Below are 24110 nucleotides of genomic sequence, written 5' to 3'. Positions count from 1 at the left end.
TTTGCTTTTATGATAGGATCAAATGCGAGTAAGGTTAAAATGCTACCCGGTTTTGCTAACTATGAATATTCTATTATAACGGGTATTTATAGACAGTCTGATTGATACATATAATAATAGCAATTTCATTTGTTTGATTTTTCAATAAATTTTGGGAGAGATAGAAATTTTATCTTTTTTTGTTGTGCAATTTTTTTAAAAAGAGAATTTTTAGTTTTCGGGAAGGAATTTAGGGAACATATAGAATAGTAAAATATTAAAGTTATTTAATAGAGACTAAAAAGGATCCCAAAACAATAAACAATTAATTTTATTTAAAAATATAGCATCAGCTAAAGAATAAAGACACCGTGAATAAAATACTTCAAAAAATTTATATTAACTTAAAAATATATTGAAAGAAAAATCAAAGGAGGATTTTTAAATGAATAATATATTATTTAGTAGAGTAGGATATGTTTATCTGCCTGTAGTAGATATTGACAAGTCTATTGAATGGTATAGGGATATTCTGGGATTAGAGTTAAAATCAAAGTTTAATGATAGAGGAACTAATATTGCTGTATTTCATTTTAGGGAGCTTAACAAAGTTGCTCTGTTACTCGTTGAAACAACCGATTCACTTAAAGCCGAATATTTAAGGAATGGTAAGCCTTTCCCAGTAGTAGCCATTAATTGCCCTGATATTGAATATACTTATAATACCTTAAAAAGTAAAGGAGTAGAAGTCGGTGAACTTATAACTCTTGGAAAGGGAGAAGCCAAGTATTTTTATTTTAAAGATATAGAAGGAAATAGATTGGAAGCAGCATGGTCTATATGGGATTAATGAAAATGATATAAGCTAATAAGATAATATTTAGAGGAAGAGAAATATCTCCAGCCTCTATTTTTTATACTGTCTAAAGTAGAGATAATACTTAGATTTTAAGAAGGAATTCAGCATGAGATATGGAATAGTATAAATAAGGATTACCATAAAATAAAAATTTTTAAGTCTATAGGAGGTAAAGAATGAATATTGAACCTAAATGGCTAGAATGGGCTAAAAAGCTTCAAGCAATTGCTCAAGCTGGTTTAACTTATTCTAAAAATGAATATGATTTAGAAAGATTTGAAGAAATAAGGGATATTAGTATTGAAATATTAAATAATTATACTGGAGTTGAAAATGAAAAAATTCGCCAATTGTTTGCAAATGAAGAAGGGTATCCTACACCTAAAATAGATGTAAGAGCTGCAATATTTAATAACGAGGAAATTTTATTAGTAAAAGAGAAACTAGATGGTTTATGGTCGTTACCAGGAGGATGGGCAGATATAGACATATCTTTAAGGGAAAATCTTATAAAAGAAGCAGAAGAGGAAGCAGGGGTAAAAATTGAACCTAAACGAGTAATTGCTATATTAGATAGGAAAAAACACAATATCCCACCTATGCCTTATGGGATTTATAAGATCTTTGTAGAATGTGATCTTGTCGGAGGAAAATTCCAAGAAAATATTGAAACATCTGAAGCAAAGTTCTTTTCCATTGAAAATCTCCCACCTTTATCAACAGAAAGAAATACAAAAGAACAGATTGAAATGTGTTTTAGTACTAAAGCAAAAGAATTTCATGAAGCCATATTTGATTAAATAATAATTAATTATAGCAGTATTTCAATTAATATAGATTAATATTTAAAGGAAGGAAGATATTATGGAAGTTAAATTCTATTCAATAGGAGAAATAGATGATAAAGATTTAAAATTTGCAGTAATTAGTGCAATGTTTGATGGGAAATGGATATTTGTTAAGCATAAACAGAGAGATACGTGGGAAATACCAGGAGGACATAGAGAATTTGGAGAAACTATAGAAGAAACTGCTAAAAGGGAGTTGTTTGAGGAAACAGGAGCTAAAGATTTTAAAAATAAGGCAATATGTGATTATTCAGTATTGAGAAATGATACTACTACATTTGGCAGATTATACTTTAGTGAAGTTAAAAAATTGGACAAACTTCCTGATTTAGAAATAAAAGAAATCAAATTATTTGATGATATTCCAGATAATTTAACGTATCCTGAGATTCAACCTTATTTATTTGAAAAAGTAAAATTTTTAAATAAAAAATATTAGAATAGATTGGCTTAAAATAGAAAGCTTATATAAGATGGTTAGATCCAAATAATTGAAGAAGTATGTAATAGTATAATGGGAAAGACTAAATAATAAATTTTAAGTATAATATTTAATTAAAAAGGAGTCTCATGTGAAGAAAAAGCTCAAGAAGCCTAGAAACTTTACAGAGGGAGTGAAATAAACTAATTATGGTTAAACATATAATTTTTGATTTTGATGGTACTTTAGTCGATTCAAAAGATGCTGTTATATCCGCATTTAATTATCTTGCTGAGAAATATAAATTTAAAAAATTGGATCCGGGTAATATTGAGTTCTTGAGAAAATTATCTATTATAGAAAGAGCAAAGTTTCTAGATTTTCCCATATATAAAATTCCTTTTTTAGTAGGAGAAATGTATAATTTATATAAGCAATCTATAAAACATGTTAATTTATTTAGTGGAATAAGAGATTTGTTAAATGAATTAGAAGATAAGGGGTATAGTTTAGCAATTATATCATCTAATTCTGAAGAAAACATTAGAGAGTTTCTTTCTAGAAACCAAATAGATAATATAAAAGAAGTTTTTTGTTCAAGTAATATCTTTGGCAAAGATAAAATTATTAAAAAGTTTTTGAAAACATATGATCTAAAAAATTCTGAAGTTATATATATTGGAGATGAGAAAAGAGATATTGTAGCATGTAAGAAAGTGGGCATAAAGGTAATTTGGGTAGGATGGGGATATGATGCAATAAATATTGTAAAGGAGGAACATCCTGATTATATAGTTGATGCACCAGAAGAGATTTTAAAAATATTATAGAATAATGGATTTTTAGGCTTTTAAATATTTAATTGAAAGATGAAAAAAAGGGGGAATTTATATGAGTGGGATTATTATATTTGCTTTAATTATTATAAATGTACCTATTTTTAAATTTATATACAAATTATCTTTTATAAATAATGATGATTTTAAGAAATCTGTTAAATATTCTTTCACGCCAGATATTGTTTCGCTTTTTAGAGGAGAGTATTGGAAAGATAGATTTGGAGAAGCAAAAATAGGATTCTTTATATTTACTTGTGTATTAGTTGTTATATTAGAAGTTTTCATTTTACAAGGAATTATAACTACTTTTATATAGAAAATAATTGCAAAACTCTAGTCTTACTAAGAAACCTAATATTCGGAAAAAACCTAAATAGAAAAAATCTAAATAGAGGGTGAACTTTATGAAAATAGCTTTTTTAGATAGAGATGGAACCATAATAGAAGATTATGAAGATGAGCTATGGAGAAACGTAGTGGATCCAGTTTTTATAGATGAGTCTATAGATACTTTAAAAATTATAAAAGAAAAAGGATATGAAATTATTATTATAACAAATCAGTATTTGATAGATGAAAAAATTATAACATTATCACAATATAAAAATTTTACTCAAAAATTTATAAATAAATTAAAAGATAATGGGGTTGAAATATTGAATATATTTTACTGTCCTCATTCTAGAGAAAAAGACTGTAGTTGTATGAAACCTAAAGATGGTTTAATAAAGTCTGCATTGGAAAAATATCCAACGATAGATTTGCAGAATAGTTTTATTGCGGGAGATTCCTTATGTGATATTGAACTTGGAAGAAATTTAGGGATAAAAACTTTTGGGATAGGATTAGAAAGTAGCGAAGGGGTATTAAGTATTAATTCTTTAAAAAACATAGTAAAATATTTATAAAATTAAATATAATAATCGTTGATAAAGTAAATTAATTAAAGGAGTATTGCTATGTATATTATTGAGACTAATAGATTAGGATTACGAAATTGGATGGATACAGATATACCAGTTTTTGTAGAGATGAATAAGGATCTTAAAGTAATGGAGTATTTTCCAAAAGTATTATCTGAAGAAGAGACTATGGTAATGATAGATAGAGTTAAACAACATTTTATAGATAATGGATTTGGATTATTTGCAGTTGAGCTTAAAGAGACAAATGAGTTTATTGGATTTGTTGGATTGTCAATTCCAAAATTTGAAGCTGATTTTACTCCATGTGTAGAAATAGGCTGGAGATTAGCTCATAAACATTGGGGAAAAGGATATGCACCAGAGGCAGCAGAAGCTTGTCTTAATTATGGATTTGACAATTTAGGTCTTAAAGAGATTGTATCTTTTACCTCAGTTTTAAATAAAGGATCAATGAGAGTAATGGAGAAAATTGGAATGAAATACGTTAAAGAATTTGATCATCCAAATGTAGAACCAGATAGTAGATTAAAAAAACATGTATTATATGTAAAGAAGGCAAAAGATAGATATTAAAGGAACAATTGTTACCCTATAAATTTATATAGGGTACTATTTTTATAGGACATAATGATTTATAATAATATTATTTATTTAGTGTACGGATAAAAATGCCTTTAAGGAGATGATTGAGAATGTTAGCTAAAGAATTATACTTAAAACTTTATGATGATTTTCAAATTGAAGGAATGAAAGATGATTGGAGTTTTGTAGATTTCAATGATTATATTTTCACAGAGTTTAAGGATAAGCATATAGGGGTTATGCTTGATAATTCTGAATATATAAAAAAGGTATATACTGCAGTATTTCCAGATAAAAATATAATAGAAAAGATTTTAAAAACTGGAAAATCAGATATATTACTTTTTTCTCATCATGCTATGGGATATGATGGAAGAGTTGATGGGTTTCCTTTTTATAATATTCCAAAGGATTATTTAAAACAAATGAAAGAAAAGCGTATTTCTTTTTATGTACTTCATTTACCTTTAGATAAGAACGGAGAATATTCTACTTCTATAAACTTGGCAGAGGCTTTAAATTTAGAAATTGTTGATGAATTTTGTGAGGTTGAAGGAGTGAAAGTAGGAATAATATGCAGAGTAAAATTTAAATATGTTGATGAATTTTGTAAACATATAGAAGGGATATTAGGACATAAAGTTAAATTTAGGAATTATGGAGATGAAATAATTAAAGGTGGAAAAGTAGCAATTGCAGCTGGTGGAGGTAGTTATCCATTTGTAGCTACAGAATTATCTAGCAAGGGAATAAACTTATATTTGACTGGTTTCACAAGACCACTACAATCATTTCAGCCAACTATTGAATTTCATAAAATTGCACAGGAAAATAGAATAAATATAGTCGGAGCAACTCATTATTCAACGGAAAAATATGCTTGTATAGCTATGGTCGATTACTTCAAAGAACTTGGTCTATCGGCAGAATTCATAGAAGGAGAATATTATTTAGAAGATTTATAAAAGCAGAAATTCTTTAATAAGGAAGAGGGTATTTATTTAAATACAATTATCTCAACATAAAACTTTAAAAAATGAAGAGATAAAATGGTGGCATTATAAATTGGCATAAGAAAAAGGCTATTATATAATGAGTGAAGAAGTTGGAATGTTTGGTTACTCATTATTATAGGCTTAAGGGAGGATTTTATAGTGAAAATAGCCGTTGTTGGGTATGGAGACTCAGTAGATAAAACTTTATACGTTGCAGATAAATATTATAATAATATAGATTTTGTTTGTTTTACTGTAGGAGAAATAGACAGTTGTGAAGATATTTTAGAAAAGTGTGAAAAAGAAGTTGATGGAATAATTTTTACAGGACAGGGATTTAATGTAGAAGTTAAAAAATATGGAAAATTAACAAAACCTTTTTTATGCATTCCTAGAGAAGGATCATGTTTAATGAAGACCCTATGGAATATTAAAGATCATTATAGAGATGTTAAAAAGGTAAGTATAGATATTTTGGAAGAACCTCTTGTACATGATATATTTCAAGAATTTAGAATAGAATTTGAAGAAATATTTGTATTTCCTTTTGATGAAGATGAAAAAGAATCGAAATATAAAGAATGGCATGAGAAGCTTTTAGAACAAGACAAAATAGATTTAGCTATGACTAGCTTTGGATCCATTTATGGAGATTTTAAACAAAGAGGTTTGCCTGTAGCACGGATAGAAATAACTACACCTGTAATTAAAAATTCTATAGATATTCTCATTCAGCTCATAGAAACAAAAAAATTAGGGGCAGCACAAATAGGGATACAGATAATAGAATTAAATCTATCAAATGAAAAGGCTAATCATTATGTATCTTTAAAAAAGAAAAATTTGGTGGAAAGTAAACTTATAGAATATTTGCCTTTGGTACAAGGAAGTTTAGTTAGGGGTGTAGGCAGTGAATATATAATTTTTAGCACAAGGGGAGCTTTAGAAAATGAAAAGGCACAGAATTATTTTTTAGAGCTTATGAAAGATCTATCTAAAGAAAAACTTATAATTTATAGTGGAACAGGTTATGGGACTACAGCGTTTCATGGAGATAACAATGCTAGAACGGCTTTACAGAAAGCAAAAGAACATAAAGAATCTTCATACTATATTGTATATGAGGATGAAAGCATAAAAGGTCCTATTGGAGAAATTGAAGGATATTCTTATAATTTAATGATAAAGGATAAGAATTTAAATAAAATAGCAGAAGAAGTAGGAATAAGTCCAACTTATTTATCTAAGATTATAGCGCATATGGAAATTTCCCAAAAAGAAATTTTTGAAGCTAAAAGCCTTTCAGAATTTTTAGGAGTTTCAGAGAGAAGTGCAAGGAGAATTTTAAAAAAATTTTTAGATTCAGGGTATGGTGAAAAAGTAACATCGGTACAATATAATAATGTAGGACGACCTACTCAATTTATAAAGATAAAATTACAGAAATCTAACTAAATGCATAAAATCATTTGATGATTCTTATTATGATTATCATGAGAAAATATTCATAATAAAATCATCAGATGATTTTTTATTATACTATTTTGAATGTAAACTAGAAAATAATTATAGAATCATAGCATTTAAAAATTTTTATTGAGCTGTAATGAATAGAAAGTATAGGAACTAGCTTTATTACATGAACGTACTCCTATAATAATTTTATAACACAATAAATTATATTAATTGAAATGTATTTAAAAGTTTGTTATAATTCCATTAAGGACATATTAAAGACATGTCAATAATAAGGAGGGAATTATAATGAATTATTTAGAAGTAGCAAATCATCCATTAATGTGGACAGCAGCTGCTTTAGCTGTAGGAGTAGTAATTTTACAATCAATCATTTTTGCTAAAAAGTCTTATAAAACAGGAAAAGATATAGGACTTACTGAACAACAAATGAAATCTGCCATGAAAACTAGTGCTATTTCATCTATTGGACCTTCAATGGTTATTTTAGCTGGAATGGTATCGTTAATAGTTACTATGGGAGGACCAATAGCTTGGATGAGACTTTCCTTTATAGGGTCTGTTACTTATGAATTAATGGCAGCAGGCTTTGGTGCTGATGCTATGGGAGTAGTTTTAGGAAAAGAAGGCATGACCGAGGTAGTTTTTGCTAATGGAGTATGGACAATGATACTTGGTTCTATGGGGTGGTTATTATTTACTTTCTTATTTACTCATAAAATGGACAAGCTTACTAAAGTATTAGCAAATGGAAAAAAAGCAATGGTTCCAATTATCTCAGCAGGTGCTATGCTAGGAGCTTTTGCATATTTTAATGCAGATAGGATTTTAGGCTTTGATGCTGGAGCATTGGCATGTATAAGTGGATTAGTTCTTATGATGATAATAGTATATATTCAAAAAAAGAAGAACATTACTTGGTTAAGAGAATGGGGATTAACTATAGCAATGTTTGGTGGAATGCTTATAGGATCACTAATTTAATTAAATAATGAATATCAAAGGAGCTGGAATAATGAAAAATAATGTATATGATAATGAATTTATACCTAGTATAATTAAATATGGGAGGATAACGTTATTTTTAGGAATGTTGTTAGCTTTAGGACCTGCCTTGATATTGGCACTTCATTTTGGATATATGCCTCCAATAGGAGCTATAATTGCAGGAACATTAGCTCAAATGAGCGTAAGTGGAGCATTCTATGTAGTTGAGCCAATTTCATATTTCCCTATTTTAGGAATACCAGGAACCTATATGGCATTTTTATCAGGAAATTTAGTAAATATGAGAATTCCTTGTGCCGTTGCAGCACAAGAAGCTGCAGGTGTAAAACAAGGTACTAATGAAGGTGCAATTATTTCGACTTTAGGAATTGCAGTATCTATACTAATAAATATAGCTATTTTATCAATAGCAGTGTTTTTAGGTTCATCAGTTTTAGCCAGTTTACCAGCAGAAGTAACAAGGGTACTTAATTTAATTTTACCAGCTTTATTTGGAGCAGTTTTCGGACAATTTGCTATACAAAGACCAAAGCTTGGAGTAGTTGCAATTACTATAGCAGGTTTTATGACGTTCTTACTAAAACAAGGATTTTTATCATTTTTACCAGGAACACCATCTTATGCAGTAATCTTAGTATCGGTATTTGGAACTATTGCTGCAGGTAAAAAAATCTATGGAAAAGAACTGCAAGGAGAATAGTATTAAAAATATAGAAAAGGCTGACATGGAAAGGTCAGCCTAAATTTTTAAAAAATAGAAAGGAAGATGGAATATGATTAATAAGGACAGGCTAGTAAATAATTTAATAGAAATGATAAAAATAGATAGTCCTTCTTATGAAGAGAAAAACTATAGGGAATATCTAATAAAATATTTTCAAGATAGAGGTTTTGAAGTATATGCTGATAATGCAGGAGAAAAGTTTGGCGGTAATTGTGGAAATTTACTAGTTTATATAAAAGGAAATAATAGTAATGAAGAAGCTATATGTTTAGCAGCACATATGGATACTGTCAGTCCTGGAAAAGGGATAGAGCCTATTATTGAAAATGAAATAATGAAAAGTAAAGGTAATACCATTCTTGCTGGAGATGATAAGGCTGGTATTGCATCTATATTGGAAGCTATTGAACATATAAGAGAAGAAAAACTTCCACATAGAGATATTTATTTATTATTTACTGTATGTGAGGAAGTTGGAATGCTTGGAGCTAAAAATTTTGATGTTTCAAAATTGCCTTGTAAAAATGTAGTAATAATAGATGCTGCAGGACCTGCTGGTATTATTGCTTATGCAGCACCAGCTAAAGATGATGTAAAAGTAACGTTCATAGGTAAGACAGCTCATGCAGGAATTGAACCAGAAAAAGGAATAAATGCTATATACATGGCTGCTGAAGCTATTTCTAACATGACTTTAGGTCGTTTAGATGAAGAAACTACAGCGAATATAGGTCGTATTGAAGGAGGAAGTCAAACCAATATAGTTACAGACAAAGTTACATTTACAGCAGAAGTCCGCTCACATTCAATAGAAAAATTGGACATGCAAGTGAAAAAGATGAAAAATGCATGTGAAGCCACAGCGAAAAAATTTGGTGGTACTGTTCAAATAAAGGTTTCTAGAGATTATCCTACATTGAAATTGGACAAAAATTCTTTTATATTTAACTTATGTAAGGAAAGTTTTGAAAAAGAAAATATTAACCCATCAGCGTTAATAATAGGTGGGGGAAGTGATGCAAATATTATTGCTGGAAAGGGATATGATTGTGCTATTATAAGCGTAGGAATGGATAAGGTTCATACTGTAGAAGAAACTTTAAATATAGATGATATGCATATTACTACAAGAGTTTTAGCACATATGATCAGCTTATAAATAGGAGTGTTAAAAGTGAATGTAGAAAAAATTAAAGAAAATATAATAAATGTTATTGATGAAAATAAAGAAAAAATAATAGCCATAGGAAGAGATATATATGATAATCCAGAAATCGGATATAAGGAATATGAGACAACAGAAAAAGTATTTAAATTTCTAAAAGAATTAGATTTAGAAGTAGAAAAAAATATTGCAGTTACAGGTTGCAGAGCAAGAATAACTTATGATGAAAGTTCACCTAGAATAGCATTGCTAGGAGAAATGGATGCTATATATTGTAAGGAGCATAAAGATTCCTTAGAAAATGGTGCTATTCATGGATGTGGTCATAATGTTCAGATAGCAGGACTTTTAGGAGCTGTTATAGGATTGATCAAGTCAAATGCTCTGGCACAAATTGGGGGTAATATAGATATATTAGCAGTTCCGGCAGAAGAATTTATAGAAATTGGCTATAGGAGTTCTTTAAGAGAGAAGAAGATAATAGAATTCTTTGGAGGAAAGCAAGAACTTATTAGAAGAGGATACTTTGATGATGTAGATATATCTATGATGTTTCATGTTCTAGACTTAAGTGAGAATAAGGCTTTAGTTGGACCGGTAAGTAATGGATTTATAGGGAAAAAGATTAAATTTATTGGGAAAGCTTCTCACGCTGGCTCTGCTCCTGATGAAGGAATCAATGCTTTGAATGCAGCTATGTTAGCTATGAATAATATAAATGTCCAACGTGAAACTTTTAAGGATAAGGATAGAGTAAGGGTTCATTCAATCATAACAAAAGGTGGAGATATAGTTAATGTAATACCTTCAGAGGTAGTTATGGAGAGTTATGTAAGAGCTAGAACTTTAGAAAGTATGATTAGTTCTAATAAGAAGGTAAATAGAGCTATAAAAGCAGGAGCTGAAGCAGTTGGAGCAGGATTAGAAATTGAAGATATACCAGGTTATTTTCCAATATTAAGTTTTAAAAATTTAGATGATTTGTTTAGGCAAAATTTAGAACTATTAGGCTTAGAAGGTAAGATAATTTCTGGAGGAGATTTTACTGGTTCCTTTGATTTTGGAGATTTATCACATATAATGCCAACACTTCATCCAATGATAGGAGGAATAAAAGGAAGTCTTCATAGCAAGGATTATGAAATTATAGATGAAGAACTAGCCTATATAATACCAGCGAAGGCAATGGCATTAACAGTCGTAGATTTACTTGTAAATCAAGGAGAAAAGATTAAAGAAATAAAAGAAAAGTATCCTCCAAAGATGACAAAAGAAGAATATCTACAGTTTATGTATTCTATGTTTAACGTTTATAAAATGGATTTATGTGAAGAATAATCAAAAGGGGCTATATCAAAATTTTATTTTGATATAGCCCCTTTTACCTAAATTACAACTTGCTTTCCGTTATATGCACATTCTAATATTTTTTTCATATCATCTTTTAAGGTTTCTCTAGGATTAGAAGCTGTACATGGATCTAATACTGCATTTTCAGCTATGTAATCTAAAGTAGATTTGAATGTATCTTTTTCTACACCAGCATCTTTCAATGTAAGAGGTATATTCAATTTTATATTTAAATCGACAATAGATTCTATCAACGAGTGAGTCAATTGCTTTTCAGTTTTTCCTGGTAAACCTAGCATACACGCTAAACCTGCATAGCGACTTAGTGAGACTTTAGAATTAAACTCTATTACATAAGGTAACAATATTGCATTACAACATCCATGAGGAATATTATATTGGGCACCTATTTTGTGAGCTAAACTATGAGTAATGCCTAGTAGAGCGTTGCTAAAAGCCATTCCTGCTAGACATTGAGCAATATGCATATCTCCCCTTGCTTCCACATTTCCATTATAGGAATCTATAATATTATCGTATATCAACTCAATAGCTTGTTTTGCCAACGGATCAGTAAAGTATGATTTGTTAGATGCAACATAGGCTTCTATGGCATGGGTTAAAGCATCCATTCCAGTGTGTGCTATTAGTCTGGGGGTCATGGTTTGTGGAATGTCACTGTCTAAAATAGCAATATCTGGAGTTATTTCATAATCTGCAAGAGGATACTTTATTTTCTGAGTATAATCTGTAATAACTGAGAAGGCTGTAACTTCAGTAGCTGTTCCACTAGTTGAAGGAATGGCTACGAAAATTGCTTTATTTCTTAGTTTTGGAATAGTAAAAGGATCTTTTATGTCATCAAAAGTCTTTTCAGGATGCTCATAGAACACCCACATAGCTTTAGCAGCATCGATAGCTGAACCTCCACCTATTGAAATTATTACATCAGGTTCAAATTTCCTAAACATCTCTGCACCCTTCATCACTGTGTCTACTGAAGGATCAGGTTCTACACCATCAAAAATTTCTACATCTAAGTTTATATCTTTTAAGATTTTTTCTACTCTGTCTAGGAACCCGTATTTTTTCATGGAAGAACCACCAGTAACTATAATGGCTTTCTTATATCCTTTGAGATTTTTCAGTTCATCTATAGCTCCTTTACCAAAATATAAATCTCTAGGCAATGTAAACCTTCCCATGATTTAATCCCTCCTTAAATTTTTTATGATTATAACATTATATATTTACCACATTCAATTATCATTATTCAGGATCTTTAATAATAATTACAAATATTAACATTTAAAAGTATTAAATAAATTTATATATTTAAGGAGGATAAAGGTTCAAGTTATAGAACTTATATGCTTAAGCATATATAAAATTTAGATTGAGGAGTAATTATTGGTGGTACCGTTGGAAGTAAGGATAATGAATGTTTAACTATAGACTTTTTATGGATAGATGATCTTTATAGGGGTAAAGGATATGGATCAAGTCTTTTAAGATATATAGAAAAAGTAGGAAGATATAATGGCTGTAAAGTAGCATTTTTAAACACCTTTAGTTTTCAAGAACCAGACTTTTATCCAAAGAAGGAATTATAGGATATAAATGGAGGAGAGGGGAGTTTGATGGAGCCAGTTAAAAGATCTAAAATAAGAGTAATTTTAGGAAAAGTATTTTATACATATAAAAGATACTTTGAATGGTATTTTGGAGATCTTAAGTTTGCGAATAAAATAGAAGGTAATCCTTTTGTCTATAAAATTTACACTCATCGAACTCCTTTAATTAGGGAACTGAAAGATGTAGATATGTGGTTGCAATATAATAAGATTATAAATCTTAAAATTGCAACTAAAAAAATTGATGGCTTAGTAATATATCCGGGGGAAACATTTTCATTTTGGCGTTCAATTGGCAAACCAACTAAAAAGAAAGGTTATAAAAAAGGAATGGTTTTATATTATGGCAACTACAAAGCTGGAGTAGGAGGCGGACTATGCCAGTTATCTAATTTAATATATTGGATGACACTCCATACCCCTTTAATAATCTCCGAGAGACATAGACATAGCTATGACGTATTTCCTGATTTAAATAGGACTCAGCCTTTTGGTAGTGGTGCTACTTGTGCTTATAATTATTTAGATTTAAGAATATATAACCCAACAAAACAACCTTACCAATTGAAAGTATATTTAAGCGATGACTATTTAATCGGTGAGTGGAATACAGTCAGTGAGCCTTTATATAGTTATGAAGTTTATGAAAGAGAGCATAAAATCACCCATGAATATTGGGGAGGATATATTAGGCATAATTTAATCTTTAGAAAAGTCTTTAATAAAAATAAAGAGTTAATAGATGATCAATATATTACAGAAAATCATGGGATTATGATGTACCAACCATTCTTGAAAGAAGGAAAATGGCTAGATATTGAATGAAATTAATTAAGAATGAACATCTATCCTATATTGTAATTATAGATAATGATTAAATTAGGTAGAATATTATCAGCAACAATTACTCAAGTTCCAAGTGAAAAATATTTTGTCAGCTTAAATATTGAATATAAACAAAAAGAATTACCTAAGAATAATAAATCAATAGGATTAGACTTAGGTATAACAGACATGTTAATAGACAGCAATGGAAATAAGATACCAAATCTTAAAACTCTATATAAATATGAACAGAAACTAGTAAAAGAACAGAGAAAACTAAGCAAAAAAGAAAAAGGAAGTAAAAACTTTCATAAGCGAAGAATAAAAGTAGCAAAAGTACATGAAAGAATAACAAATAAAGAAAAGACTATTTACATAAACTAACTTTCAATATTATCAACGAAAACCAAGTGATAATAACGAAAAGTTTAAATGTATCTGGTATGATAAAAAATAAAAATCTATCAAAAGAAATATCAGATGTATCTTGGTCTGAGTTTACAAGACAATTAGAATACAAATCCGATTGGTATAATAAAACCTATCATAAAATAGGTACATTCTATCCATCAAGTCAACATTGCAATAATTGTGGTTATAAAAATCAAGAAACTGTATCGAGAAATTGGATATGTAGAAGTTGGGTCCATAGCAGATTTTTATAAAAAAGGAATTAAAGAATACCTAATGGTGAAAGACGTAACTTCTATTACAGACATAGCTCAAGATAAAGATATATATTTAGAGGAAATACATAGTGTTGCTAGTCAGAATAAATAGTGAGAGTTAAATATATTTTAGGAGGTAGACTATGGAGTGGATTAATAAGGAATCATCACATTATATTTTTCACTATAAAAAGAGTTCATTAGCTAATAAGGATATAGACAAGATAATAGAATTACAAGAAAGCTGTTATAAATATATTTGTAATATTCTTAGGGTTAAAACGAACATAAAAATTAATTATTTTCTTTGCAGCACACCCGGAGAAGTGGGTGAAATATATGGTGATAATGAGCCAGCAAATGGGTTTGCACGGATGCCTGATATATAATGAAAATATTAAATGTATTGGATATCATGAAGACGTTCATTTAATATCATATAATGCTCTTGCAAGACCTAAGGAAACTTTTATAAGAGAAGGCTTAGCTATGTTTTTTGATAAAGTATGGTGGGGACTCCCAAATCAAGCGTGGGTTCAAGAATTAATAGAATGTAACAGATATCTAAGTATTTGTGATTTAATGGATAATGATGAATTTTATAAATATAATGATTTCATTACGTATCCTATAGCAGGTGCGTTTACAGAATATCTTTTCAGTTTCTATGGTATTGAGAAATATAAAAAATTTTACTTAAATACTACTGACGACGTCCAGCAGAATTTCCTAAAATCTTTTAATATATCATTAAAAATGCTGAAAATGAATTTATAAATTATCTTAATACTTTAGAATATAATGATATTATTTGTGGCAATATTAGGACATGCTTTAAGAACAAGGGGATTTGTTAACAATTATCTCAAATAACATATATATTGATAATAATTTTTAGGATTAAATGAGTCGTTAATAAGAATCAATGGGCTTAAGCATATATTCTTTTTTAAATTTTGCCTATTATAATCATAACAAGTTTGGATAAGAAAAAATATTGCTATGTGTTAATATTTAATTATTGTACAGTGTATAGGGAGGAAGCCTATGGATTATTTGTTTTTGATTCAAAAAAGTATAGATTATATCGATGAAAATATTAAAGAAGATATTAATCCAGAAATCCTTGCCAATATATCAGGTTTTTCAAAATACCATTTTTATAAGATATTTAATATTTATATAGGCATGCCCGTAATGGAATATGTTGTAAAACGTAAACTTCAATATGCATTATATGATATTTCAAAAGGACAAAAAATTATAGATATTGCAATGGACTATGGATTTGAAACACATGCAGGATTTACGAAGGCATTTAAAAAAACATTTAATTATCCTCCAAGTATTTATCGATTGCATGCACCAACGGGTATTCCTCCAAAAATAGACTTATTTAAATTAAGAGAAATAAAAACAGGAGGAATTGTTATGCAGCCTAAAATTATTGAAAAGGATTCATTTAAAATTGCGGGATATGGATTTAAAACAACTATGAAAAACTCAAAGCATACACGAGATATACCAGTTTTTTGGAATGAATGTGGGATAGAAGGATGCGAAGCTAAATTGTATAAACTTCTTAATCCACCTAAACACGGTGAATATGGTATTTGTGTAAATGTTGATATGGAAACGGATGAATATTTTTATGTTTTTGGTGTAGAGGTACTAAACTTTAATAATATACCAGAAGACATGTATAGATTAGAAGTTCCTGCTGCAACTTATGCAGTTTTTACTACTCCACCAGTTGAAGACAATGATTTTGTAAGCTCTATACAAGGTACATGGAAATATATTCTTGAAGAGTGGTTTCCTAACTCAGATTATAAAATTGATGATACAAATCTAGATTTTGAGTTTTATGATGAAAGATGTCACCCTTGGGAGTATGATAAAGTTGTGATGGATATATATGTTCCTATTATAAAAAATAGACTATGAATATTATAAATAGATACATGATTTAGGAGTGATACTATATGAAATATTATGGGGATTTATGTACATTAATGTATGATTTAGATAAACCTAATGCACCAAAAGATGAATTAGATTTTTTTCTTTCTTATGCAGAAGATAATATGAAAATACTTGAACCCTTATGTGGTTCAGGAAGATTTCTTGTTCCTTTTGCTGAGAGGGGATTTGATATAACAGGTTTTGACTTGTCTTATGATATGTTAAAGGCTTTATATAATAAAGCTGAAAATAAGGGGATAAAAGTGAAGGCATATAATTTATCCATGGAAGACTTTAATCCTACTGAAAAATATAATCTTATTATAATTCCAGCAGGCTCTTTTTCTCTCTTCACTAAAGATGAACTAATATTTTCCTCATTAGAAAAAATAAAAGAGTCTTTATTAACAGGAGGAAGATTTGTTTTTCAAGTAGAAAGTATAAATTGTAAGGGAGAAGATAATGACTTCTATAAGGAAAGTAAAAGAGTTATTACTAAAGATGGATATTTACTTGTTCAAAAAAATAAAAGTTATTATGATGAGAAAAATAAAATATTATATATGCCTTTAATGTATGAACTATATAACGACAAAGAATTATTAGATAAAGAAGAGATGGATTTTCAAGTAAGATTGTATTCCTTTGGAGAAATGGAGAACTATTTAAAAGAAGTAGGATTTAAGGATATAAAAGTATATACTTCTTATAATAAAAATGAAGATATAGATATAAATAGTGAATATATAATATATAAATGTAGTTTATAAATAATTCAAATTATGCAATGAATTGCATGGATAAAAATGGTATTTATAAACAAAATAAAAGGACAAAGAAAATTAATTTTCTTTGTCCTTTATATCAATTACTTGCCTAAAACCTCTTTCAATTTTTCAATAAATATTTTATTTTCTTCCATAGTACCTATAGATACTCTAATGAAAGTTCCACCCATAGGTCTTATAATAACGCCTCTTTTTTGAAGTTCAACAAAAACTTCTTGTCCATTTCTTTCGACATTTACAAAGATATGATTAGTTTCTGAAGGAGGATAGAAAAAGCCCATTTTATCAAATTCTTCGTAAAGATAATTTTTACCTTCCAAGTTTAAATCATAACTTTTTTTGATGAAATCTTGGTCTTCTAAAGCTGTTATAGCAGCTTCCAAGGCTAAAGAATTAACATTAAAAGGTCCTCTAACTTTATTAATATTTTCTATGATTTCTTTATTACCTACACTATAGGCTACCCTTATTCCTGCTAATCCATAAGCCTTAGAGAAAGTTCTCATAACCAGTATATTAGGATAGTTTTTAATAAATTTAATACTATCCTTTGGATAATCATCTTTTGTAGCATATTCTCTATAAGCTTCATCATAAATAATTAAAACGTTTTCCGGAACTTTATCAAAAAACTTAACTAATTCTTCTTCTTTAACCATAGTTCCTGTTGGATTATTAGGATTACAAATCCATATAATTTTAGTTTTATCAGTAATTTTTTCTAACATACCATTTAAATCAAAAGTGTAATCTTTTAAAGGTACTATAACAGGAATTCCACCCATCATTTCGGCTGTTTGTATGTATCTTGGGAAAGTAATATCAGCCATAATAATTTCATCACCTTTATTTACATAGGCTTTTACTATTAAGTCTATCATTTCATCTGAGCCACTACTTGGCAGTATTTCTTCTACAGAAACATTTAAGGATTTTGATAATGCTTCTTTCAATTTTGTAGCATTTCCATCTGGATAAATAGCAAGATTATTTAATCCCTCTTTAATCTTTTCTTTAACTTTTTCTGAACAACCTAGAGGATTTTCATTAGAAGCAAGCTTTATTACATTATCAAGCCCATATTCTCTCTTTACATCTTCTATTGGTTTTCCTGGCTTATAAGGTTGTAAACTTTTAATTTCTTCTCTGTGATTAATTAACAATATAACCAGCCCCTTTCATTAAATTCCTCATTATCAGTATATCAGTGTATGCACATTAGAGCAATAAAAAAAGACTAGGATAAAAATAAGTTTCATGATATAATTTAAGTGGTGCAACAGATGATTTCCTATGTGTAAAGGTGTAAATAAAGGAAATATTATTTTTATGACAAAAAAGGTTTTAGAAAAATTTTTAAAATCTTTGTAGTATATTAATAATAATAAATACGCTGGTTAAGGGGGAAAAGGTATAATGAAAGCATATCAGACTGATCAAATCAGAAACGTAGCTTTGATAGGCCATGGTGGTAGTGGAAAAACAACTTTAACTGAGGCCATACTATTTGCAACAGGCGTAACAAAAAGACAGGGTAGAGTAGACGATGGGAATACTGTATCCGACTTTGACAAGGAAGAAATTGCACGAAAAGTTTCAATAGGAACAGCTGTTATCCCAGTAGAATGGGGTGATACTAAATATAATTTATTAGATACTCCTGGATACTTTGATTTTGCTGGAGAGATGTACGGAGCTTTAAAAGCTAGTGAAGGAGCTATTTTACTTGTAGATGCTTCAGCAGGAGTAGAAGTAGGAACAGAAAAAGCTTGGAAATATGCAGAACAACATAAAATTCCAAGAATTATATTTTTAAATAAGATGGAAAAAGAAAACGTTAACTTTGAAAAAGTTTTAAATCAATTAAAAGAGGAATTTGGGGATAAAATAGTACCTTTCGTTCTGCCAATAGGAGAAGCAGAAGGTTTTAAAGGATTAGTAAGTGTAATGGATGAAGTGGCTTATGAATACAATGGAAAAGATGGGAAGAAGGTAGATGTACCAGCAGATTTAAAAGATGAGATAGAATCTATAAAAGAAGGTCTAGTTGAAAAAGTTGCGGAATCCGATGAAGAATTAATGGAAAAATATTTTGAGGGAGAAGAATTTACTCCTGAAGAAATTGCTAGAGGTCTAAAGTTATCTGTGGCTAATGGAGACTTAGTCCCTGTAATAGTAGGATCAGCGGAAAAAGCCATGGGAATGGATTTTTTATTAGAAGTAATCAATAGATACATACCTTCACCAAAGGATATTGGAAGTTATAAAGGACAAAAAGATGATAAAGAAGTTGAAAGAAAGGTGGATGTAAAAGAACCTTTCTCAGCAATAGTATTTAAGACTATTGTAGATCCATTTGTTGGTAAATTATCTTTATTTAAAGTTTTATCTGGGAAGATGACAAAGGATCAAGAATTATACAATCCAGATAAAGATAGAACTGAAAAACTAGGTGGGCTATTTGTATTAAGAGGAAAAAATCAAATTGATGTCTCGGAAATAGTTGCTGGAGATATTGGAGCTACTTCAAAGCTTCAAGTTACTCAAACAGGAGATAGTTTAAGTGATAAAGCTAACCCAACTCAATATGAAAGAATAAGCTATCCACAGCCAACTTTATTTTTAGCTGTAGAACCAAAGGCTAAGGGAGATGAAGAGAAAATAGGCACATCTTTACAGCGGTTAACCGATGAAGATCCAACTTTTGTTGTTCAAAGAAATACTGAAACTAAACAACTACTAATTGGTGGTCAAGGAAATATGCAATTAGCAGTTATTATAGATAAATTAAAGAATACTTTTGGAGTAGATGTAAAATTAACTAATCCAAAAATAGCTTATAGGGAAACTATTAAGGGAACGGCGAGTGTTCAAGGTAAACATAAGAAACAAAGTGGTGGCGCAGGTCAATATGGGGATGTTCATATAAGATTTGAACCATGTGAAGAAAATTTTGTGTTTGCAGAAGAAGTATTTGGTGGTGCAGTTCCAAGAAACTTTTTTCCAGCAGTTGAAAAGGGATTGAGAGATTCTATTGAACATGGAGTATTGGCAGGATATCCTGTAGTAAACTTAAAAGCAGTTTTATTTGATGGATCTTACCATCCAGTAGACTCTAATGAAATGGCATTTAAAATAGCAGCATCCTTAGCCTTTAAAAAAGGTATGGAAGCAGCTAAACCAGTATTACTAGAGCCTATTGTAAAAGTAGAAATTTTAATCCCAGAAGATTACATGGGAGATGTAATGGGAGATATGAATAAACGTAGAGGTAGAATTTTAGGAATGGAACCTCAAGAAGATGGGTCACAATTAGTTATAGCAGAAGCTCCGCAAGCTGAAATGTTTGAGTATGCTATTGACTTAAGAAGTATGACTCAAGCAAGAGGAAGTTTTACTATGGAATTCAATAGATATGAAGAGGTACCAGGAAATATTGCAGAAAAAATCATTGCAGAAGCAAAGGCTGAAAAAGAATAATACAACTATTTGGCTCAATCTTATTAAGATTGAGCCTTTATTTAGTAAGTTTTTAGAAAGTTATTGGTATTGTGATTTATATATATACCCTTGGAGATTTTGATATCAGAATAAATGATAATTCTATTTTAGAATCTAAAAACTATCCTTATAGAACAATGAAGCTATTTAAATATTTTTTTACATTTAAAGGAAAAAAGATTTTACCTAAAAATATTATAGAAGATTTATGGGCAGATAATAATTTTCAAGATCATAAAAATGTTTTAAGGACACAAATTAGTCGTACAAGAAAGATGATAGATTTAGAACCTTGTTATGATATACAATACATAAATGGGTATTATGTTTTTGAAACAAAAAATAATTGCATACTAGATGTAGAATTGTTTGAGAAATATATAGTCCAAGGGAATACAATAAAAGAAGAGAAACCTGATGAAGCTCTCTTATTATTAAATAAAGGTTTAGAACTTTATAAAGGGACTTATCTAGGGGAGATGGATTATGAAGAATGGCTTGTACCCATTAGAAATAGATATCATAGGCTGTATTTAGAGGGATTATTTAATTATATAGAGATTTTAAAACAGAAAGGAAAGAACTTAGATATTGTAAAAACGTGTGAAGAAGCAATACATCTTAAACTTTATGATGAAAATTTACATATTTATTTTATTGAAGCATTGATGGAAATCGGAGAAACTAGATATGCTATAAGCCATTATGAATATATTACTTCTAGATTATATAATCATTTAGGGGTTAAACCTTCCCCTAGAATGAGAATACTTTATAAAAAACTTCAATCACAAGATAAGGTCTTAAGGAATACAATTAATTTGTACAAGGTAGATGAGGAGCTGGAACAATTTGATGAAGCTAATGGACCATTAATTTGTGAGCCTTATTATTTTAAGTTCTTATATAATCTAGAGAAAAGAAATGGACTAAGGAATGTAGAACTTAATAAATTCTTGGGAGTTATGACTATAGAAAATGAAGAACATTTAACCATAGGAGAAGAGGATTTAAGAGATAGTATGAATACGTTAATGGAAATTATCAATGTAAATTTAAGAAGAGGAGATGTTTTGTCTAAATAGAATGATAATCAAATTGTATCCTTATTATATAATATAGAACAAAAAAATTTAAATATAGTTGTAAATAGATTGCAGAATAAGTTTAAACAAGATGATCCTAAGAAACCAAGAACACCAGTAGTTACTGTAACAGAGTCAGAACCAGAAGAAGAGGTTATAAACGAAGAAATACCGGAAGCCATTATTGAAACTCCTGTTGAAGATATGTCTATTGAAGATTCGGAGGATGAAACCATTGAAGAAGAACTTCCAAAAGATGTTCCTAAGATGCCAAAAACAGGAGAATTATCTCCAGTCATATACTACGGTACAGGATTATTATTCTTGTTAATGGGAATAGAACTTGGATTTAAAAGGAAAGAATAGCTGAGAGAATATGCTCTCAGCTTATTTTATATGATTATAGTAATGGAGATAAATGTTTTTTAATTATAATAGTAGAAAATATTAAAAAAATTATTTTTATTTTTAAAATAAAGTGGTATTATTATAGTAATAAGATATAAATAAATTTGTAAACTGTTAAGCGATAAAGGCAAACTTAGAGAAATCTAAGGACGCAAAGCTATAGGGCCTGAAATGGCAGCCAGCTACCGAAAGGGGAGTTTACTTTGAGTAAAAGTTATCTATTACTATGTTTTTTGCTAATCTTTATGACAGTATTTGTTGGACAAGTTTATGGTGAATCTGCTTATATTATTAGTACTTTGGATAATGATGTATTAAAAGTAGAAAGCTTTGAAAAAAGTAATGGTATTAGAATAATGGTAGAAAAAGATAATGAAAAGTATTATTATAGTTTGAAAGATTCTTTAGAAATCATACCTTTACAATGAGGAATGGGAAAGTATACTGTGAAAATTTTGGAGAATACTAGTGGAAATAAATTCAAAGTATTAAAAAAAGAAGAAGTAAATATAACTAAAGAAAGTGATGACAGTTTATATTTAAAATCAACTCAACCAGTTTATTGGAGAAATAAAGGTGAAGCCATTAGTTTAGCCGAAACTTTAATAAAAGGCGAGGATAAAAATATAGATAAAGTACAGGCTATTTATGATTATATAGTTAATAATATAGAATATGATTATGAAAAAATGGATTTGTTGAATTCCGATTATGTACCAGATATTGATAATGTTTAAAAAAATAATAGTGGTATTTGTTATGACTATGCAGCATTAACTGCTGGAATGTTAAGAAGCCAAGGAATACCTACTAAATTGGTGAAAGGTTATAAGAATGATTTAAAAGCTTATCATGCTTGGAATGAGGTTTTGTTAGATAATAATTGGGTCATTGTAGATACTACTTATGATGCAGCTTTAGGAAAAAATAAAGATAATAACATGTTAAAGAATAGTGTTGAATATAATAAAATAAGAGAATATTGATAAATTATTATTTATCTATAGGGGTAATATTTAGAGTAAATAATAATTTACTACAGGAAAAGACAAAGAAAGTCAAAGTCAAAGGAGTGATTTTATGACTGGTCTTAGTAATATAATAGAGCAGTTCATTAAGGAAATGTTAGAAGAAACAGAAAATGGAATAGTGGAGATTCAAAGAAATGAACTAGCAGAATATTTTGAGTGTGCCCCTTCTCAAATAAATTATGTTTTAACTACTCGCTTTACTCCTTATAAAGGATATTATATTGAGAGTAGGAGAGGTGGAGGAGGGTATATAAAGATAGTAAAGGTAAGCATTGATGAATATGAGGATATTAACCATATTATAGTAAATACTATTGGTAATTCCATTACTAAAAATAAAGCATACCATATTATAGAAGGGCTAATAGAAGAAAATATAATCACTAAAAGAGAAGGAGAATTAATGAAATCTGCCTTAGGAGATAGATCTTTATCTGCTAACACTACAGACAGGAATCAATTAAGAGCTGACATATTAAAAAATATGCTTCTCATACTCGTAAAATAGGAGGTGTTTATTATGTTGTGTGAATCTTGTGGAAAAAATAATGCAACAGTCCATTATACTAAGATTATTAATGGTAGTGTAGAAGAATATCATATCTGTGATGAATGTGCTATGAATGGTAATGAAATAGAATTTGATACGCCCTTCTCTTTTCATAAACTGTTAACAAGCCTAATAGATACTATTCAAGAAGGTCAAATGATGAAAGAGGATCAGAATATACAATGCAAAAACTGTGGATTGACCTATTCTAAATTTAAACAAACAGGAAAATTTGGTTGTAGCAAATGCTATGAAACCTTTAAAAATAACTTAGAACTTCTTTTAAAGGGAATACATGGTCATAATGAGCATGTTGGGAAAATCCCAAGAAGGTCAAAGAACATCATATCATTAAAAAGAGAAGTTGAAAGTCTAAAAGAAGAATTGGAAAAAGTAGTAGCTAAAGAGGAATTTGAAAAAGCAGCTTTTTTAAGAGATAAAATAAAAACTTTGAAAGAAGAACTGGATAACTGTAAGGAGTGA

32 protein-coding genes and 1 riboswitch are annotated in these 24110 nt (G+C 29.1%); of the genes, 30 read left to right on the top strand and 2 right to left on the bottom strand.

Going from position 1 to position 24110, the window contains the following annotated elements; genetic code table 11:
- The first annotated feature begins 424 nt into the window (after positions 1-424).
- The 13 genes from KQI42_RS11880 to KQI42_RS11820 all read left to right on the top strand — a co-directional run bounded on the left by KQI42_RS11880 (position 425) and on the right by KQI42_RS11820 (position 11160).
- The gene (locus KQI42_RS11880) at positions 425-829 is read left to right on the top strand and encodes a VOC family protein (RefSeq protein WP_216520020.1); all 405 of its coding nucleotides are present in this window, start codon (positions 425-427) and stop codon (positions 827-829) included.
- A gap of 185 nt (positions 830-1014) precedes the next feature.
- Positions 1015-1638: an NUDIX hydrolase N-terminal domain-containing protein gene (locus KQI42_RS11875; RefSeq protein WP_216520018.1), complete on the top strand. Its 624-nt coding sequence runs from the start codon at positions 1015-1017 to the stop codon at positions 1636-1638.
- A 64-nt stretch (positions 1639-1702) separates the two neighbouring features.
- Complete coding sequence (locus tag KQI42_RS11870) at positions 1703-2125, top strand: NUDIX hydrolase (RefSeq protein WP_216520016.1); 423 nt, start codon at positions 1703-1705, stop codon at positions 2123-2125.
- A gap of 191 nt (positions 2126-2316) precedes the next feature.
- Positions 2317-2937 carry an HAD-IA family hydrolase gene (locus KQI42_RS11865; RefSeq protein WP_216520014.1) on the top strand — a complete coding sequence of 207 codons (621 nt, stop codon included), beginning with the start codon at positions 2317-2319 and terminating at the stop codon, positions 2935-2937.
- A 61-nt stretch (positions 2938-2998) separates the two neighbouring features.
- Positions 2999-3262 (top strand): hypothetical protein, encoded by a 264-nt coding sequence (locus KQI42_RS11860; RefSeq protein ID WP_216520012.1) that lies wholly within the window; start codon positions 2999-3001, stop codon positions 3260-3262.
- An 88-nt stretch (positions 3263-3350) separates the two neighbouring features.
- Positions 3351-3854, top strand: a complete 504-nt coding sequence (locus tag KQI42_RS11855; RefSeq protein ID WP_216520010.1) for a D-glycero-alpha-D-manno-heptose-1,7-bisphosphate 7-phosphatase — start codon at positions 3351-3353, stop codon at positions 3852-3854.
- 51 nt (positions 3855-3905) lie between these two features.
- Positions 3906-4445 (top strand): GNAT family N-acetyltransferase, encoded by a 540-nt coding sequence (locus KQI42_RS11850; RefSeq protein ID WP_216520008.1) that lies wholly within the window; start codon positions 3906-3908, stop codon positions 4443-4445.
- Between the two features lie 119 nt (positions 4446-4564).
- A complete protein-coding gene (locus KQI42_RS11845) occupies positions 4565-5419 on the top strand; it encodes a Nif3-like dinuclear metal center hexameric protein (protein WP_216520006.1) in 855 nt (284 codons plus the stop codon).
- Positions 5420-5608: 189 nt separating this feature from the next.
- Entirely contained in the window at positions 5609-6904 is a 1296-nt protein-coding gene (locus KQI42_RS11840) for a hypothetical protein (protein ID WP_216520004.1), read from the top strand.
- Positions 6905-7213: 309 nt separating this feature from the next.
- Entirely contained in the window at positions 7214-7909 is a 696-nt protein-coding gene (locus KQI42_RS11835) for a DUF5058 family protein (protein ID WP_216520002.1), read from the top strand.
- A gap of 31 nt (positions 7910-7940) precedes the next feature.
- Positions 7941-8633 carry a hypothetical protein gene (locus KQI42_RS11830; protein WP_216520000.1) on the top strand — a complete coding sequence of 231 codons (693 nt, stop codon included), beginning with the start codon at positions 7941-7943 and terminating at the stop codon, positions 8631-8633.
- A gap of 73 nt (positions 8634-8706) precedes the next feature.
- Positions 8707-9816, top strand: a complete 1110-nt coding sequence (locus tag KQI42_RS11825) for a M20/M25/M40 family metallo-hydrolase (protein WP_216519998.1) — start codon at positions 8707-8709, stop codon at positions 9814-9816.
- Positions 9817-9831: 15 nt separating this feature from the next.
- Positions 9832-11160: an amidohydrolase gene (locus tag KQI42_RS11820; protein WP_216519996.1), complete on the top strand. Its 1329-nt coding sequence runs from the start codon at positions 9832-9834 to the stop codon at positions 11158-11160.
- Positions 11161-11207: 47 nt separating this feature from the next.
- On the opposite strand, the gene KQI42_RS11815 is transcribed toward KQI42_RS11820, so the two are convergent.
- The gene (locus tag KQI42_RS11815) at positions 11208-12377 is read right to left on the bottom strand and encodes an iron-containing alcohol dehydrogenase (protein WP_216519994.1); all 1170 of its coding nucleotides are present in this window, start codon (positions 12375-12377) and stop codon (positions 11208-11210) included.
- A gap of 201 nt (positions 12378-12578) precedes the next feature.
- On the opposite strand from KQI42_RS11815, the gene KQI42_RS21810 reads away from it, so the two are divergent.
- The 9 genes from KQI42_RS21810 to KQI42_RS11770 all read left to right on the top strand — a co-directional run bounded on the left by KQI42_RS21810 (position 12579) and on the right by KQI42_RS11770 (position 17034).
- Complete coding sequence (locus KQI42_RS21810) at positions 12579-12785, top strand: GNAT family N-acetyltransferase (RefSeq protein ID WP_216520101.1); 207 nt, start codon at positions 12579-12581, stop codon at positions 12783-12785.
- A gap of 27 nt (positions 12786-12812) precedes the next feature.
- Positions 12813-13631 (top strand): VanW family protein, encoded by an 819-nt coding sequence (locus KQI42_RS11805; protein WP_246566436.1) that lies wholly within the window; start codon positions 12813-12815, stop codon positions 13629-13631.
- 45 nt (positions 13632-13676) lie between these two features.
- A complete protein-coding gene (locus KQI42_RS11800) occupies positions 13677-14015 on the top strand; it encodes a transposase (protein WP_216519993.1) in 339 nt (112 codons plus the stop codon).
- 26 nt (positions 14016-14041) lie between these two features.
- On the top strand, positions 14042-14296 hold the full coding sequence (locus KQI42_RS21805) for a zinc ribbon domain-containing protein (RefSeq protein ID WP_216519991.1): 255 nt from the start codon (positions 14042-14044) through the stop codon (positions 14294-14296).
- Positions 14223-14411, top strand: a complete 189-nt coding sequence (locus tag KQI42_RS11790; protein ID WP_216520104.1) for a hypothetical protein — start codon at positions 14223-14225, stop codon at positions 14409-14411. The genes KQI42_RS21805 and KQI42_RS11790 overlap by 74 nt, the downstream gene beginning before the upstream one ends.
- A gap of 31 nt (positions 14412-14442) precedes the next feature.
- Positions 14443-14688 carry a hypothetical protein gene (locus KQI42_RS11785; RefSeq protein ID WP_216519989.1) on the top strand — a complete coding sequence of 82 codons (246 nt, stop codon included), beginning with the start codon at positions 14443-14445 and terminating at the stop codon, positions 14686-14688.
- Positions 14639-15076, top strand: coding sequence for a hypothetical protein (locus tag KQI42_RS11780; protein ID WP_216519987.1), 438 nt, complete (start codon positions 14639-14641; stop codon positions 15074-15076). The genes KQI42_RS11785 and KQI42_RS11780 overlap by 50 nt, the downstream gene beginning before the upstream one ends.
- Positions 15077-15346: 270 nt before the next feature.
- Positions 15347-16246, top strand: coding sequence for an AraC family transcriptional regulator (locus KQI42_RS11775; RefSeq protein WP_216519985.1), 900 nt, complete (start codon positions 15347-15349; stop codon positions 16244-16246).
- Between the two features lie 38 nt (positions 16247-16284).
- Positions 16285-17034 (top strand): class I SAM-dependent DNA methyltransferase, encoded by a 750-nt coding sequence (locus KQI42_RS11770; RefSeq protein ID WP_216519984.1) that lies wholly within the window; start codon positions 16285-16287, stop codon positions 17032-17034.
- Positions 17035-17132: 98 nt separating this feature from the next.
- On the opposite strand, the gene hisC is transcribed toward KQI42_RS11770, so the two are convergent.
- The gene (hisC, locus tag KQI42_RS11765; protein WP_216519983.1) at positions 17133-18215 is read right to left on the bottom strand and encodes a histidinol-phosphate transaminase; all 1083 of its coding nucleotides are present in this window, start codon (positions 18213-18215) and stop codon (positions 17133-17135) included.
- 253 nt (positions 18216-18468) lie between these two features.
- On the opposite strand from hisC, the gene fusA reads away from it, so the two are divergent.
- The 8 genes from fusA to KQI42_RS11725 all read left to right on the top strand — a co-directional run bounded on the left by fusA (position 18469) and on the right by KQI42_RS11725 (position 24110).
- Entirely contained in the window at positions 18469-20532 is a 2064-nt protein-coding gene (fusA, locus tag KQI42_RS11760; protein ID WP_216519982.1) for an elongation factor G, read from the top strand.
- 71 nt (positions 20533-20603) lie between these two features.
- Complete coding sequence (locus KQI42_RS11755; protein ID WP_216519981.1) at positions 20604-21638, top strand: BTAD domain-containing putative transcriptional regulator; 1035 nt, start codon at positions 20604-20606, stop codon at positions 21636-21638.
- Positions 21639-21707: 69 nt separating this feature from the next.
- Entirely contained in the window at positions 21708-22004 is a 297-nt protein-coding gene (locus KQI42_RS11750) for a hypothetical protein (RefSeq protein ID WP_216519980.1), read from the top strand.
- A gap of 158 nt (positions 22005-22162) precedes the next feature.
- Positions 22163-22236, top strand: a riboswitch (cyclic di-GMP riboswitch).
- A gap of 13 nt (positions 22237-22249) precedes the next feature.
- On the top strand, positions 22250-22474 hold the full coding sequence (locus KQI42_RS11745; protein ID WP_216519978.1) for a hypothetical protein: 225 nt from the start codon (positions 22250-22252) through the stop codon (positions 22472-22474).
- 18 nt (positions 22475-22492) lie between these two features.
- A complete protein-coding gene (locus KQI42_RS11740) occupies positions 22493-22783 on the top strand; it encodes a transglutaminase-like domain-containing protein (protein ID WP_216519976.1) in 291 nt (96 codons plus the stop codon).
- Between the two features lie 15 nt (positions 22784-22798).
- Entirely contained in the window at positions 22799-23032 is a 234-nt protein-coding gene (locus tag KQI42_RS11735) for a transglutaminase-like domain-containing protein (protein WP_343231686.1), read from the top strand.
- A gap of 94 nt (positions 23033-23126) precedes the next feature.
- A complete protein-coding gene (locus KQI42_RS11730; RefSeq protein ID WP_216519974.1) occupies positions 23127-23585 on the top strand; it encodes a CtsR family transcriptional regulator in 459 nt (152 codons plus the stop codon).
- Positions 23586-23597: 12 nt separating this feature from the next.
- Positions 23598-24110, top strand: coding sequence for a UvrB/UvrC motif-containing protein (locus tag KQI42_RS11725; protein WP_216519973.1), 513 nt, complete (start codon positions 23598-23600; stop codon positions 24108-24110).

This window comes from Tissierella simiarum, assembly GCF_018917865.1.
GTDB lineage: Bacteria > Bacillota > Clostridia > Tissierellales > Tissierellaceae > Tissierella_C > Tissierella_C simiarum.
This window is presented reverse-complemented; position numbering and strand designations above follow the sequence as displayed.